This is a genomic window from Pseudomonas sp. 14A (genome assembly GCF_018132745.1).
Taxonomy (GTDB): domain Bacteria; phylum Pseudomonadota; class Gammaproteobacteria; order Pseudomonadales; family Pseudomonadaceae; genus Aquipseudomonas; species Aquipseudomonas mercuritolerans.
Map to the genome: position 1 here is coordinate 427,873 of NZ_JAGRQJ010000009.1, position 13,780 is coordinate 441,652.

At 60.3% G+C, this 13,780-nt stretch carries 17 protein-coding genes; 11 read left to right on the top strand and 6 right to left on the bottom strand.

What is annotated here, in order from left to right:
• Positions 1-3: 3 nt before the first annotated feature.
• Complete coding sequence (locus PS14A_RS09950; protein ID WP_212616046.1) at positions 4-2,385, bottom strand: DUF3772 domain-containing protein; 2,382 nt, start codon at positions 2,383-2,385, stop codon at positions 4-6.
• A gap of 165 nt (positions 2,386-2,550) precedes the next feature.
• Between PS14A_RS09950 and PS14A_RS09955 the strand changes: the two genes are divergently transcribed.
• The 6 genes from PS14A_RS09955 to PS14A_RS09980 all read left to right on the top strand — a co-directional run bounded on the left by PS14A_RS09955 (position 2,551) and on the right by PS14A_RS09980 (position 5,706).
• Entirely contained in the window at positions 2,551-3,060 is a 510-nt protein-coding gene (locus tag PS14A_RS09955) for a CinA family protein (protein ID WP_212616047.1), read from the top strand.
• The gene (locus tag PS14A_RS09960; RefSeq protein ID WP_212616048.1) at positions 3,057-3,575 is read left to right on the top strand and encodes a hypothetical protein; all 519 of its coding nucleotides are present in this window, start codon (positions 3,057-3,059) and stop codon (positions 3,573-3,575) included. The genes PS14A_RS09955 and PS14A_RS09960 overlap by 4 nt, the downstream gene beginning before the upstream one ends.
• A gap of 7 nt (positions 3,576-3,582) precedes the next feature.
• The gene (locus PS14A_RS09965; protein ID WP_024012534.1) at positions 3,583-4,038 is read left to right on the top strand and encodes a YetF domain-containing protein; all 456 of its coding nucleotides are present in this window, start codon (positions 3,583-3,585) and stop codon (positions 4,036-4,038) included.
• A gap of 86 nt (positions 4,039-4,124) precedes the next feature.
• Positions 4,125-4,352 carry a PLD nuclease N-terminal domain-containing protein gene (locus PS14A_RS09970; protein ID WP_024012535.1) on the top strand — a complete coding sequence of 76 codons (228 nt, stop codon included), beginning with the start codon at positions 4,125-4,127 and terminating at the stop codon, positions 4,350-4,352.
• A 41-nt stretch (positions 4,353-4,393) separates the two neighbouring features.
• A complete protein-coding gene (locus PS14A_RS09975) occupies positions 4,394-5,563 on the top strand; it encodes a zinc-dependent alcohol dehydrogenase (protein ID WP_130912837.1) in 1,170 nt (389 codons plus the stop codon).
• On the top strand, positions 5,560-5,706 hold the full coding sequence (locus PS14A_RS09980) for a hypothetical protein (RefSeq protein WP_016774259.1): 147 nt from the start codon (positions 5,560-5,562) through the stop codon (positions 5,704-5,706). The genes PS14A_RS09975 and PS14A_RS09980 overlap by 4 nt, the downstream gene beginning before the upstream one ends.
• 112 nt (positions 5,707-5,818) lie before the next feature.
• On the opposite strand, the gene PS14A_RS09985 is transcribed toward PS14A_RS09980, so the two are convergent.
• Positions 5,819-7,042, bottom strand: a complete 1,224-nt coding sequence (locus tag PS14A_RS09985) for an MFS transporter (RefSeq protein ID WP_212616049.1) — start codon at positions 7,040-7,042, stop codon at positions 5,819-5,821.
• Positions 7,043-7,149: 107 nt separating this feature from the next.
• Here PS14A_RS09985 and PS14A_RS09990 point away from each other — a divergent pair, with 107 nt between their 5' ends.
• Both PS14A_RS09990 and PS14A_RS09995 read left to right on the top strand, forming a co-directional pair.
• The gene (locus PS14A_RS09990; protein WP_130912839.1) at positions 7,150-7,605 is read left to right on the top strand and encodes a helix-turn-helix domain-containing protein; all 456 of its coding nucleotides are present in this window, start codon (positions 7,150-7,152) and stop codon (positions 7,603-7,605) included.
• Positions 7,606-7,769: 164 nt separating this feature from the next.
• A complete protein-coding gene (locus PS14A_RS09995) occupies positions 7,770-8,195 on the top strand; it encodes a VOC family protein (RefSeq protein WP_130912840.1) in 426 nt (141 codons plus the stop codon).
• Here PS14A_RS09995 and PS14A_RS10000 read toward each other — a convergent pair whose 3' ends face one another.
• A complete protein-coding gene (locus PS14A_RS10000) occupies positions 8,196-9,110 on the bottom strand; it encodes a LysR family transcriptional regulator (protein ID WP_071172027.1) in 915 nt (304 codons plus the stop codon).
• Positions 9,111-9,312: 202 nt separating this feature from the next.
• Here PS14A_RS10000 and PS14A_RS10005 point away from each other — a divergent pair, with 202 nt between their 5' ends.
• From PS14A_RS10005 to PS14A_RS10015, 3 genes are all read left to right on the top strand, one after another.
• Positions 9,313-10,653, top strand: coding sequence for a nucleobase:cation symporter-2 family protein (locus PS14A_RS10005; RefSeq protein WP_212616050.1), 1,341 nt, complete (start codon positions 9,313-9,315; stop codon positions 10,651-10,653).
• A gap of 32 nt (positions 10,654-10,685) precedes the next feature.
• The gene (locus tag PS14A_RS10010) at positions 10,686-11,195 is read left to right on the top strand and encodes a nucleoside deaminase (RefSeq protein WP_041480581.1); all 510 of its coding nucleotides are present in this window, start codon (positions 10,686-10,688) and stop codon (positions 11,193-11,195) included.
• Positions 11,196-11,373: 178 nt separating this feature from the next.
• Positions 11,374-12,108 (top strand): class I SAM-dependent methyltransferase, encoded by a 735-nt coding sequence (locus PS14A_RS10015; RefSeq protein WP_212616051.1) that lies wholly within the window; start codon positions 11,374-11,376, stop codon positions 12,106-12,108.
• On the opposite strand, the gene PS14A_RS10020 is transcribed toward PS14A_RS10015, so the two are convergent.
• From PS14A_RS10020 to PS14A_RS10030, 3 genes are all read right to left on the bottom strand, one after another.
• Complete coding sequence (locus PS14A_RS10020) at positions 12,105-12,353, bottom strand: DUF6555 family protein (RefSeq protein ID WP_041480580.1); 249 nt, start codon at positions 12,351-12,353, stop codon at positions 12,105-12,107. The genes PS14A_RS10015 and PS14A_RS10020 overlap by 4 nt on opposite strands.
• An 84-nt stretch (positions 12,354-12,437) precedes the next feature.
• Positions 12,438-12,677, bottom strand: a complete 240-nt coding sequence (locus tag PS14A_RS10025) for a hypothetical protein (protein WP_016774268.1) — start codon at positions 12,675-12,677, stop codon at positions 12,438-12,440.
• A 144-nt stretch (positions 12,678-12,821) separates the two neighbouring features.
• The gene (locus tag PS14A_RS10030; RefSeq protein ID WP_130912844.1) at positions 12,822-13,754 is read right to left on the bottom strand and encodes an MBL fold metallo-hydrolase; all 933 of its coding nucleotides are present in this window, start codon (positions 13,752-13,754) and stop codon (positions 12,822-12,824) included.
• Positions 13,755-13,780 lie beyond the last annotated feature (26 nt).

Here is a 13,780-nt window from a genome sequence, read left to right on the forward strand (position 1 = left end):
AAATCACGCCGCTGGCGGTTTCGCCAGCGCAATCCCCGCCGCACCCAACCGCTTCAACACCTCAAACAACAAATCGCTCTTGGTCAGCCCGACAATCCTCGGGCTGCCCACATAGCCGGTGACCGTGAGGGTTATGCCGTCCGGCGACAATTTGCTGAAACGCACGAACGGCGCTGGTTTATCGAGGATGGTTTCGTTCTCGTGATAAGCATCCAGCAGCAGTTGTTTGACCTCTTCAGGGTCGATATCAAGCGGAAACACCAGCTCCAGGGATGCCACGCCCTGAGCACTGCCGCCGAGGGTAACGTTGCGCAGGTTCTGCGAGATCAGCTGCGAGTTGGGCACGATCACGATCGAGCGGTCGCTGAGCTGGATTTCCGTAGCACGCACGTTAATCCTGCGGATGTCGCCCTCGACGCCGCTGATGCTGATCAGATCGCCGACTTTCACCGGGCGCTCGGTGAGCAGGATCAGGCCGGAGACGAAGTTCTTGACGATCTCCTGCAAGCCAAAGCCGATACCTACGGATAGCGCACTGACGATCCACGCCAGATTGGTCCACTGCACGCCCAACGACGATAGCGTCAGCAGAATCACAAAGGCGTAGCCGATGTTGGAAAACAGCGTGCTTAGTGACGCGCACATGCCCGGGTCCATGTCGGTCTTGGGCAGGAACTCGTTGTCGAGCCAGCGGCTCAATGCACGGATCAGCCAGATACCGATCAGCAGTGCCAGCAGCGCGTTGAGCAGATGCGCCGGGACGATATTCAGCTTGCGCAAACCGGCGCCGCCGAGGATCGACATGATGTTGGTGACCAGTTGGCCGAGGGTGGTGCCGATGCCGCCGACAAACAACGAAATCAGCGCCATCAGCATCAGGCCGGCGCGGCTGACGCCGGACAACAGGATCGACGTCTGCTCGAGGCGCCGATCGCTGACGCCGAGCAATTGCTTGAGCGCCTGGCCGCTCGCGTGTTTCGGCGAAAACAGGTGCTCACAGGCGTCCTTGACCAACTGAATCAGCAAGTAGAAGCCCGACAGCACGACATAGCCCCACACCAATTCATAACTGATGAATCGCGCCAGCGAAACATAGCCGGCCAGCAGGGCGATGGCCGTCACCAACATCGAGAGACTGGCGACGCTGTAGATCAGCCCGGCGAACACGCTGTTGGCAGCCGACGCGTCATTGGCCGCGATCAATGCCTTGCGCACTTTGCCCACACGCAGAAGCATCGTGCCGATGATCGCCAGCACCACCATGGAAATCACGCCGCGCCCGGCCATCACGATGTGGCTGCTCATGCCTGTGGCATTGGCGACTTGCACCAGCGTCACCAACACCAGCAACGAGCAGGCGAGAATCCGCGGATAAGGCTTGAGGGCCAGCGCCACTGGATCGGCAATCGCCGGCAGGCGCCAGGACGGGTGCGCGGTGGAGAGCAATGCGCGGCTGAGCCCGGTGATCAGCACGCAGGCATAGACGACTTTCTCGAATTCTTCGGAGAAGGTTTCCAGCACCGGAGGCAGTGCGTCGTGGCGGGTGCAGGCGTAGAACAACAGCCTCAGGGCGATGGCGGTGGTGATGAAGGTCGCGATAGCTGAGGCGAAGGCCAAGGCACTGCGGCGCAAGCGGCCCTCCGCCACGCGATGAATGCAGAACCAGGTCAGCCCGCGCTCAGCCAGACGTCGGCCAAAGGTCCAGATCAGCAGTGCCAACAGCACCAGTACGCAAGTATAAAAACGTTCGCCCGGCGCCCAGACCGTCGCCCATACGTCAGCCACCTGCTCGACGAACAGTCGCAGGCGCTGGCGGTCGTCTTCGCTTGGATTGACCAGCGGTGCCCAGAAATACGGGCTCAATACGCTGCGCGTGCTCAGGGTCAGTTCGCTTTCCAGCAGGGTGCGGCGGATGCCGGCGATTTGCGTGATCAGATCGGCGGCGTTCTGTTTCAGTGCGGCGAGGCTTTTCAGGGTGCCATCGATCTTGCTTTTCTGCTCCGCCAGCGCCGCCCGCTGCGCGACGATATCGGCTTGCTCGGCGGCCACCTCGGCGTCTGGAGCGGTGCCGAGCACGCCCAGTTGCACTGCCAGTTGCGCCTGTTGCGGCAAAAGCGCTGCCGACAACCGATCGATATCGAGAATGAACGCCTGCACCCGATCCTGCGGGCCTTCGAGCTGGTTGTAATTGTTTGCCGCCGAAATCTGCTGCTTGAGCCCGTCCAGGCGTTGTTGCAGGGCTTGCAGATCGCTTTGCGAAATCACCGGCATTGGCGCTGCGCCGGAGTTTGCCGGCGCGCCAAGGTCCGCCGCCCACAGTGCAGCGCTGCCCGGCATCAGCAGTAGGAACAGAATGAAAAACAACGACTTGAATGAACAGCACATGGGGGCGGCGAGCTCGAGTGGATCACACAGTCTATGAGGGTAGGTGATCGCGCCGAACGGGGCGGAAAACTTTCTCTGCAAGAGGCGCTTACACGCTCATCAAATCCGGCGGAATGATCCGCGCGGCGAGCGGTCAACCGGCAATAACAGCTTCGAGAGCATGCCATGTCCATTGCCAAGGAAACGATTGAATACCTGCGCCAACATTCACTGATCATCACCACCGCCGAATCCTGCACGGCCGGGGAAATCGTCATGTTGCTGTCGGAGGTGCCCGGCAGCGGCGAGTTGATCGAGTGCGGCTATGTGGTCTATTCGCCGCAAGCCAAGCAGCGCCTGCTGCACGTCAGCCCGGCGACCATGGAAACCTTCAATCTGACCAGCGTGGAAGTGGCCAGTGAAATGGCCATCGGTGCATTGCGCGACAGCACCGCCAACGTCGCCGTCGCCACCACCGGCATTCTCGGACCCGACGATATGGATGGCATCAAGGCCGGTACGGTGTGCTTCGCCTGGGCGTTTCAGTTCGATGACCGACATTTTCTTTTCAGCAGCCAGCAATGGTTTCCCGGATCGCGCAGTGAAGTGCAGACCATCGCTTCTGAATTCGCCCTGCAGCAGTTGCCGGACTATCACCGTCGCGCCTTGCGCGGCGAAGGAGGATGGCACCGATGAAGCACGACGCTGACCATCCCGATCTGCAAAGCCGACGATTCCCGGTGCAGGAGGACATGGCCTATCAGTTGAAGGTCTGGCGCTTCGAGCACATTGGTTGGTACCTGCTGGTGCTGTGCATGCTGCTCGGTCTGTTGGGGCTGTTTTCCCGGGGCGTGCTCAGTTCGCAGGACGCCCGCAGCGACGACGGCAAAGTCCAGGTCGGCTACGAGATGTTCCACCGCAACGGCTCGACCAATCCGCTGAAACTCAGCGTGCACGCGGCGCCTGAAGCCACTGTCGAACTCGACATCGGTGGCGAGATGCTCGATGGCTTCAGCGTCGAAACCATGCAACCGGCCCCGGTGCGTATGCGCAGCTCAAAACAGGGCATGCGCTTGTGGTTGCAGGCGGATGCCCAGGGCCAGGCGACGCTCTATGTGACGCTGCGCGGTGACGGATTGGGCCTGTTTCGCAGCCATATCCGCGTGCCGGGCTCGAGCGAAGTGAAGCTCACTCAATTTATTTATCCATAGGTGACCCATGGACTCGGTGTTGCGCGCACTCGCGATGTATCTGGCACTGATGGTGCTGTTCAAAATTGCCGGCCGGCGTTCGCTGGCCGAGCTGACGACGTTTGATTTCGTCCTGCTGATGATCATCGGTGAAGCCACCCAGCAAGCGCTGCTCGGTGATGATTTTTCTCTGACCAATGCGTTTCTGGTGATCATTACGCTGATCGCTGTGGATGTCGGTTTTTCCCTGCTCAAACAGCGTTCCAGTTGGGTGTCGCGGCTGATCGATGGCGAGCCGACGATCATTGTCGAGAATGGCAAGCTGTTGCACCGACGCCTGCGTCATGCGCGGCTGGTCGAGGCGGATGTCATGGAGGCGGCACGCTCCAGTCAGGGCATAGAAACCATCGACCAGATCAAATTCGCAATCATCGAACGCAACGGCAAGATCTCTGTGATCCGTCAGGATCCGGAAGGCGGCTGAGCCTTTAATGCTGCGCGATCGCAATTTTTTTGAACGCTGAAAAAGCTCCACAGCCCAATGCTTACAAGTCATCGGAGGATTGCGAAATGAACGAGGCAGCGAGTTATTTTTCCATCGCCGTGGCGGTGATCATTCTGCTGGTCGACCTGTGGGCGATTGTCAGTGTGTTTCGCAGCAACAAAAGCGTCGGCGTCAAAGCCGCCTGGGCGATCGGTCTGATCGTATTCCCGGTGCTCGGCCTGATCGTGTGGGGCATCGCCGGCCCGCGCGGCGTCAAGGAAGGGCCTTCGTCGCCGGAGCACAGTAAGGGTTAAGAACCCTGATTTGCGCACATCCGGAAAATTGGAGGTGAACGATGAAAGCTGTTGTATTTCATGGCGTCGGCGATATCCGCCTGGACGATGTTCCCGAGCCAACCATTCAAGCGCCGACCGATGCCATCGTCAGGCTGACCGCGTCGGCCATTTGCGGCACCGATCTGCATTTCATTCGCGGCAGTGCGCCGGACATGCAGCCCGGCACGATCCTTGGGCACGAGGGCGTGGGGATTGTCGAAGCGCTGGGTGAAGACGTGCGCAACCTCAAGGTAGGCGATCGCGTGCTCATTCCCTCGACCATTGCCTGCGGCAACTGCTCATACTGCCGCGCCGGCTATTTCGCCCAGTGCGACGTGGCCAACCCCAACGGCAAAACCGCTGGCACGTCATTTTTTGGCGGGCCGAAAACCACCGGGCCGTTCGATGGCCTGCAAGCCGAGAAAGCGCGCATCCCTTTCGCCAACATTGGTCTGATCAAGCTGCCGGACGCCATCACCGACGATCAGGCGATTGCCATGTCGGATATCTTTCCCACTGCCTGGTTCGGCGCCGACATGGCCCGGATCAAGGACGGCGACACGGTGGCGGTGTTCGGCTGCGGACCGGTCGGACTGTTTGCGATTATCAGCGCGAAGCTGATGGGCGCCGGCCGGGTGTTCGCCATCGATGGCCTGGAAGATCGCCTCGCTCGCGCGCAGGCTTTGGGTGCCGAGTGCATCAACTTCGAGAAGGAAGATCCAGTTGAAATCATTGCGCGCCTGACTGCGGAAATTGGCGTGGATCGGGTGATCGAGGCCGTGGGCATCGACGCCAACCATTCCCATCACGGCCATCATCATCCTGCGCAGTGGCAACCGGGCGATGCGCCTTCGCAAGCGCTGGAGTGGGCGGTCAAGACCGTGGCCAAGGCCGGCACGATTTCCATCATCGGTGTCTATCCCGCCGGGTTCGACAGCTTCCCGATCGGCGAAGCGATGAACAAGAACGTGCGTATCAACATGGGCAACTGTCATCACCGCAAATACATTCCCAAGCTGATCGAAATGACCCTCGCCGGGCGCGTCGATCCGGCGAAAGTGCTGACGCAGGACGAGCCTTTGACCGACGCGATTTCGGCGTTCAAGGCGTTTGATCAACATCAATCCGGCTGGATCAAGGTCAAGCTGGAACCGGGTAGCGATACCACTGCTGACAGGAGATCGTCATGAAAAAAATCTGCGTATGTCTGGGGTTCTGCTCGATGTTTCTGTTGAGCGGCTGCTTCGATTCCAACGATGCACCCAACAAGGACGGTGACAAAAGCAAACCGTCGGTGCAGATGCAGACCGAGAAGCCTGAGGAGGGCAAGTAACTGCTGGCAAGTAATCCCTGTGGGAGCGAGCCTGCTCGCCAAGGCGTCAGGTCAGACAACTCTGTGCTGACTGATGCTCCGTCTTCGCGAGCAGGCTCGCTCCCGCACTGGTTCAGTTCGAGTAGCGGTATTCCAGCCATGCCCAATACAGTAAAGCCACAGCACTGATCCCGCCTCCGAGAAAACACACCGCCACCCAGCCAGATTGCGCATAGGTATACGTCGCCGCGATAGCGCCCAAACCACTGCCCACCGAGTAAAAGCACATATACGCACCGACCAGTCGACTCTGCGCATCGGGCCGTGCGGCGAAGATCAGGCTTTGATTGGTCACGTGCACTGCTTGCACGGCGAAGTCGAGCAAGATCACCCCGACGGCCATCGCCAGCAGCGAACTGTCGACAAATGCGATGGGCAGCCAGGACAGCGTCAGCAGCGCCAGGGCGATGCCGGTGGTGCGATTGCCCAAGCCGCGATCGGCCAGGCGCCCAGCCCGTGCGGCGGCGAGCGCGCCCGCCACTCCGGCCAGACCAAACAGGCCGATCTGCGTGTGGGACAACGACAGGGGCGGGGCGCTGAGCGGCAGCACCATCGACGTCCACAACACACTGAAGGCGGCGAAGATCAGCAGGGCGAAGATGCCGCGGACGCGCAGTACCCGCTCAGTCAAAAACAATTCCATTACCGAGCGCAGCAGTCGCCAGTAGCTGCCTTGTGCGGGCGGTTTTGCCGAGGCGGGCAGGGTGCGCCAAAGCACCAGAGCCATGCCGACCATCATGACAGCCGAAACAAAATACACGCCGCGCCATCCGGCCAGATCAGCCACTACGCCGGAAACGAAGCGCGCCAGCAAAATGCCCAGCACCACGCCACTGGTGACGGTGCCCACAGCGGCGCCGCGCTCTTCCGGGCGAGCAAGGCTGGCGGTGCAGGCGACCACCACTTGCACCACCACTGCCAGCAATCCCACCAGCATCATGGCGCCGAGCAACACTCCCCAGCTCTCGGACAGGCCCACGGCGCATAGCGCCGTTGCAGACAACAGCAGTTGGCTGACGATGAGTTTCTTGCGATCGAGCAGATCACCCAGCGGCACAATTAACAGCAGCCCCACGGCATATCCGGCTTGCGTGGCCGTGACCACAACGCCGATTGCACCGGGTGAAACCCCGAGGCTGGCGGCCATCGATTCCAGCAATGGCTGCGCGAAGTAAACATTGGCCACCGCCATGGCGCAGGTGATCGCAAAGAGAAAAGTCTGCAAACGACTCAGCCCGGTCGTTGCGCTGTCAGCTGCGGCTTGCGCATTGACCAGGGTTTGCGTCTGGCAGGGCATCCTTGCTTCCTCGTAGTGTGGTTTTGAATTGAAACCGATACGTTGATCTTTATTCATTCGGGTTGTTAAATGCAACCACATTCAATAACCGATCCATCAGGAACCAAATGGCCCGACAACAAACATTGGCGCAGAGCGAATGCCCGGTGGCCCGAACCCTCGAAGCCATTGGCGATCGCTGGGCCTTGATGATCATTCGCGACGCGTTCGATGACGTGCGCCGTTTCAGTGAATTCCAGAAGCGTCTGGGCCTGGCCAAGAACATCCTCACGGTCAAACTGAAAATGCTCGTCGAGTTGGGCGTGCTGGAGCTTCGGCCCGCGTCAGACGGCAGTGCCTACAAGGAATACGTGCTCACCGACATGGGCCGCGCGGTATTCCCCATCGTCGTCAGCCTGCGGCAGTGGGGCGAGCGCTTTCTGTTTGCGGAAGGCGAGGAGCACTCGATTCTGCTCGACAACGAACGGGCCGAGCCCGTTGAGACAATCGTCGTGCGCTCCAGAGCGGGCGCGGTGCTGGCCCCGGCGGACTGTCACCGAAAAGTGGTGACGCGCCGGCAATGAAGCCGGGCATTTAGCCGTGGCGTGTATTCACAGCCGCGCTATCTCCATGGCATGAAAAGTCGAGTCGGCAACCGCCGGGTTTTTGATCTAGGCTGTTTTCGATCCTCGATCAGCAGCGGTGCGCCGTTGCCATATTTCCAGCAACGCGACTACGGGAGTGCCTGATGAGCCTTTCACCTTTCCACCTCGCCATCCCGGTCTACGATCTTGCCGCTTGCCGGCGTTTTTACGGTGAAGTGTTCGGCCTGGAGGAGGGCCGATCCAGCGCGCAATGGGTCGACTTCAACTTCTACGGCCACCAATTGGTCATCCACGAACAGCCGAAAACGGCTGCCCAGCGAAGCGTCAACAGCAACCCGGTAGACGGTCACGACGTACCGGTCCCGCACTTCGGCATCATTTTGCAGTGGGAGCAATGGGAAGCACTGGCCGAGCGACTGAAGTCATTCGGCACGCAATTCGTGATCGAGCCCTACATTCGATTCAAGGGTCAGGTCGGCGAGCAGGCGACCATGTTTCTGCTCGATCCCTGCGGCAATGCGCTGGAATTCAAGGCGTTCAAGGACATGAGTCAGGTGTTTGCCAAATGATCACAGCGTAGTGATCTGGCCGTTGCGATCGCGTTCATAAACCTTGGTGGCCTGCAGCTTTTCCTTCAGCCAGCGCTCGGCGGTGCCCAGCGGCCGTTGGCGTGCCCATAACAGGTCGACGCCGATTTGCCAGTCGGTATGCGGGTACGCCGACAGCTGCAACTCGACCAGTTCGCCATTGCCCAGTTCACGCTGGATCAGTTGGCGCGGCAAGGTCGCCCAGCCGAGGCCGGCGCGGACCATTTCCAGCAGGGCCAGATAGCTTTCCGCTTGCCACAGTTGCGTCGAGCGCAGGTATTCACTGCTCGGCAGTTTGCTGGCGTGCGCACTGAACGCCAGGCGCCGATGCACGTGCAAATCGTCGAAGGTGACGTTGTCCAGTTGCGCCAGCGGATGATCGGGATGACAGACGTGCAGCATGATCAGTTTGCCCAGCTGCTGGAACGCCAGTTCCCGAGGATAGCCCGGCTGCGAAAACGCCACGCCCAGCACCGCCTCGCCACTGCTGACCAGTTCGCTGACATCGCCGTAGACCGGGTGGCGAATGATCAGATCGACAAACGGGAAGGCTTGCTCGAACGCTTGCAGCACCGGCATGATCGGGCCGTACGGCGTTTCAATCGCCAGGGTCAGGCTCGGTTCGACGCTATCGGAAAGGCAATCGGCGTGGGCCTCGAAGGTCATGCAGCGCTCCAGTACCGCCTCTGCCTGGACCAGCAATTTATGGCCGCTGGCGGTGAGGGCAGGGCTGCGATTGCGGCGGTCGAACAGCTCGACGCCAAGGTCGGTTTCCAGATTGGCGATCGCTGCGCTGATGGTCGATTGCGTCTTGCCCAGCTTGCGCCCGGCGGCGGAGAACGAGCCGCTTTTCACCACCTGGACGAACATCAGCAACTGATCGAGTGAGAAGCGCACACGGTGTACTCCGAGGTTGAGCGAGACGGCGATTGTGCCGCGTCTTTGCCATCGAAAAAAGCGATGGTTGCCAATTTGTTTCATCGTTAAAAACATTCAAGGATGACCCCGCGTCTTCGAACGCCGGGGCCGATTCTTTCTGTGCATCTGTCCCTGAGCGCCCGCGATTACAACCAACGCTGCCCCTTCAGGAGCTTGTGCCATGACTACACAACGCGTTCACCCGGTCGATGAGGTGTTGCCCCTGCGGCAGCTTTTCACCTTCGGTCTGCAGCATGTTCTGGTGATGTATGCGGGAGCGGTGGCGGTGCCGCTGATTCTCGGCAGTGCGATGGGGCTGACGTCGGCTCAGGTGGTTTTACTGATCAACGCCAACCTGCTGACGTCCGGTGTGGCGACGCTGATTCAGACCCTCGGTTTCTGGAAGTTCGGCGCGCGTTTACCGTTGATTCAGGGCTGCTCGTTCATTGCGCTGGCGCCGATGATCATGATCGGCAAGGAGTTCGGCCTCAGCCAGATCTTTGGGGCGGTGATCGCCGCCGGCTTCCTGACCATCGCACTGGCGCCGGTGTTCAGCCGCTTGCTGCGATTCTTTCCGCCCGTAGTGATTGGCAGCCTGATCACCATCATCGGTATTTCACTGATGCCGGCGGCGGCAATCTGGCTGGGTGGTGGTAATCCCGATTCGCCTGACTTCGGTCGCCCGGCCAATCTGCTGCTGGGCCTGGCCACGGTCAGTGTGACGCTGGTGATTTATGCGAAATTCAGCGGTTTCATCGGCAACCTCAGCGTGCTCATCGGCTTGTTTGTCGGCAGCCTGATCGCTGCCGCCTGTGGCATGACGCACTTCAATCGGGTCAGCGAGGCGGCGTGGTTCGAGTTGAGCGCGCCAATGGCGTTTGGTCCGCCGGAATTTTCTCTGGTACCGATTCTGATCATGACCCTGGCGATGCTGGTGATCATGGCCGAGACCACTGGCAACTGCCTGGCCATCGGCAAACTGGTCGGCAAATCGACTACGCAGCAGACCCTCGGCAACGCCTTCCGCGCCGACGGCTTGTCGACCATGCTCGGTGGCCTGTTCAACAGTTTTCCCTATAACGCCTTCACGCAAAACACCGGCCTGATTGCACTTTCGAGCATCAAGAGCCGCTTCGTCGTCGCGGCCGCTGGCGCGATCATGGTGCTGATGGGCTTGTTCCCCAAGCTCGGCGCGTTGATTGCGGCGGTGCCCACTCCAGTGCTGGGCGGCTGCGCGATCGTCATGTTCGGCATGACCACGGTGGCGGGCATTCAGGAACTGTCACGGGTGCAGTTCGAAGGCACACGCAACGCCATTATTGTTGCGGTGTCGGTCAGCGTCGGCGTCCTGCCAATGTCGTTTCCGGCCCTGTTCGAACATGTCGGCCCGACGCTGAAACTGGTGCTCGACAGCGGCATTTTCCTCGGTGCGATCACCGCCATTCTGCTCAATGTACTGCTCAACAAACAAAAACCATCGACCGACGCCGTCGGCGCATCCGCGGCCGGACTGGCTGACTGACCTTATCTTTTCCCACTGCCCAGGAGTTACCCATGAATCAATTCACTCAGCTTGTTCCGGCCGGCGTCAGCGATCTGGACCTGGCATTGCTGCGCCAGACCATCGCCCTGTCGCAGGCGTCGAAACAACGTGGCCGGCACCCGTTCGCGGCGCTGGTGGCGGACCGCGACGGCAAGGTCATTGCCGAAGCGGGCAACAATTCGATGCCGCCGGAAGGTGATCCCACCCAGCACGCCGAACTGGTCGCGGTCGCTGCGGCGGCGAAGCGGTTGTCACCCACGGAGCTCGAGGCGTGCACGCTGTACACCAGCGCCGAACCTTGCTGCATGTGCGCGGGCGCGGTGTATTGGACCGGTGTCGGGCGAGTGGTGTATGCGTTGTCGGAACATGCTTTGCTCGGGCTGACCGGCGATCATCCGGAGAACCCGACGTTCTCGTTGCCGTGTCGAGAAGTGTTTGCCAGAGGGCAGCGCACGGTGAGCGTTTTCGGGCCGATGCTGGAGGAAGAGGCGGCTGAACCGCATAAAGGGTTCTGGTCTTAGTTGTTATGGGTCGTTCCCACGCTCCTGCATGGGGACGCATCCGCTGACGCTCTGCATCACTTCTACTTCGCCGGGATGACATCCACACATTCCCCAGCGGAATGCCCCCCATGAAATCATTGGATTTTTCTTCTCCACGCTCACCGCGTAGCGTGTCGCAAAGACAAGGAGAATCGCCATGACCCAACCCGCCACTGACGCCGCCGGCAAATTCGACACCTCCCGCGCCAATGAATATGCCCGGCAAAGCCGCATTGCCCTCGCTGGCTACGATGCCTGTCACGACCTGTCGGCCTGCATGCTCGCCGCCAGCCTTGGGCAGTCGCGTCCGGCAAACGTGCTGGTGGTGGGCGCGGGGGGCACCGCGCAGGAAATCATCGCCATGGCCGCGCTGGAGCCGGATTGGCACTTCACTGCGGTCGATCCTTCCGGGCCGATGCTCGATGCTGCGACCGAACATCTGCGCGCCAATGATCTGCTGAACAGAACCCATGTGCATCTCGGTCATGTCGAAGACTTGCCGGCCGACGCATCTTTCGATGCCGCCACCCTGATCGGTGTACTCCATCACCTGGGCGGTGATGAGGCCAAGCAACAGATACTGCGCTCCATTCAGGTCCGCCTCAAACCCGGCGCGCCATTGATCGTGGCCGGCAATCATTACGCTTACGCCAGTCAGCCGTTGCTGCTGCAAGCCTGGAGCCAGCGCTGGCGACAGCAGGGCGCAACCGCTGACGAGGTGCAGGCGAAACTCGGGAAGATTTTGCAGGGCGCTGATCCGCCGCACTCGGAGGCGGCGGTGCAGGCCTTGTTACATGGTGCCGGATTCGGCGATGCAACACGGTTTTTCAGCAGTCTGTTCTGGGGCGCCTGGCTGACGTGCAAGCTCAGCCAGGCGACCCGATTTGCCTAAGCCTCCGTCCAGTCCAGCGCTGCCGTCTCGCGCCACTTCACCTCAGTAATCCCATAGCGCTCGGCCTGGGGTTTGGAAACCACTTTCAACGGTGGTTTACCCGGTTTCGGAATCGGCGCAATACCGGCGTCACAGCTCGCCCAATGCCAAGCGTCGGCGTTGCGCATACTCTTGGCGCGGATGACGAATGATTTTGGCTGGTCGTGATGTTTGTATTCGATGACGAAAATATCGGTGCTACGCATGAGTTCCTCCTTACGCTCATACGTAAATGATTTTGTCCGACAAGAAAAATTCAAAGGATTTTCTGGCCGGATGATCAGCGTCATTCAGCGCTCTAAAACGCGGTTCTTCATGAAACCGCGCAGGTTCATCAGGAACAGGCAAAGCTGCAGAACGATCAGCGCGTAAGCCCCGGCATGGACGCCCCAGATCACCCACAGCAAATTGCTCAGACTGAAACAAACGAAACCGCTCATGCGCCGTTGCGGTCGTTGCGAACCGATCAGCCAGGCGGCCAGAACGGTGACCAGCATCGCCGGCCATTGCACCCAATCCAGATATGCCAACGCTCTGTCCTCTGCACAGATTTTTTGATACGGAAAGGGTACACAGCAACCGAAGGATGGTCACCGCCCGCACGGCTCTGCGTAGCAATGGCGGTGAAAAAGGTTTCGCCCGGCAGAAGCCGGGCGAAGATTTCAGGCGCGCAATCAGTAATCCCAAATCGCAGGTATCCAACGGAAAGCAGCACCATTGATCGCGACCCTACCCACCGAAGGGAAGGCCAGATGCGTGGCGACGAACAGCTCGCCGCTGGCGGCGGCTTCCTTGAGCATGCGCACGCGCACTTCCACCGATTTGGCCGGATCGTGTTCGAAACCGTTGTGCCAGTCGGGGTGATCGAACGCCACCGGGAACAATGCGTCACCGGCAAAGGTCAGGCGCTCGCCACCGGAGTTGACGTAGACCACGCAGTGCCCTGGCGTATGACCACCGGTGAGTTTTGCAACTACGCCAGGTGCAACCTGGCATTCGTCTTCGAAGATGTGCAATTTGCTTTCATAGTGGTCGATGAACGCGTTGGCGGTGCTGCGCAGGACGTCTGGTACTGGTGCGGGCATGTCGGTGCTGGTGAAGTCTGGCGTGGACCAGAAATTCACTTCGGCAGCGGTGACGTGGATGCGTACGTCTTGACGCAGACGGCTCTTCACCGAGTCGACCAGCAGGCCGCCGATATGGTCCATGTGCATGTGCGTGATGACGATATCAGTGATGTCGGCGAGATCCACCCCGGCAGCGGCCAGGCGCTTGGGGAACTGCCCGGCACGCGGGAAACCGGGGAATTGGCCACCGAGGCCGGCGTCGACGAGGATGACTTGTTCGCCGCTACGCACCACCAGCACGTTGAGCGCCCAGTCAAAGGCGTCAGGGCCCAGATACATTTCCTTGAACCAGGCGGCACGGTCGGCGGGGTCGGCATTGGTTGACATGGTCTGGGTCGGCAACGGCAACACGCCGTCGCTGATCACCATCACGTCAATGTCGCCCAGGCGCAGGGCGTAGCGCGACGGCACCAGTTCTTCGCTTTGGGTTTGCAGGGCCACCGCGCGGTTGGCGGTGAAGGAATCCAGATGCAGGGTCATGGTGTTCTCCTTGTTTTCAGGGCTAA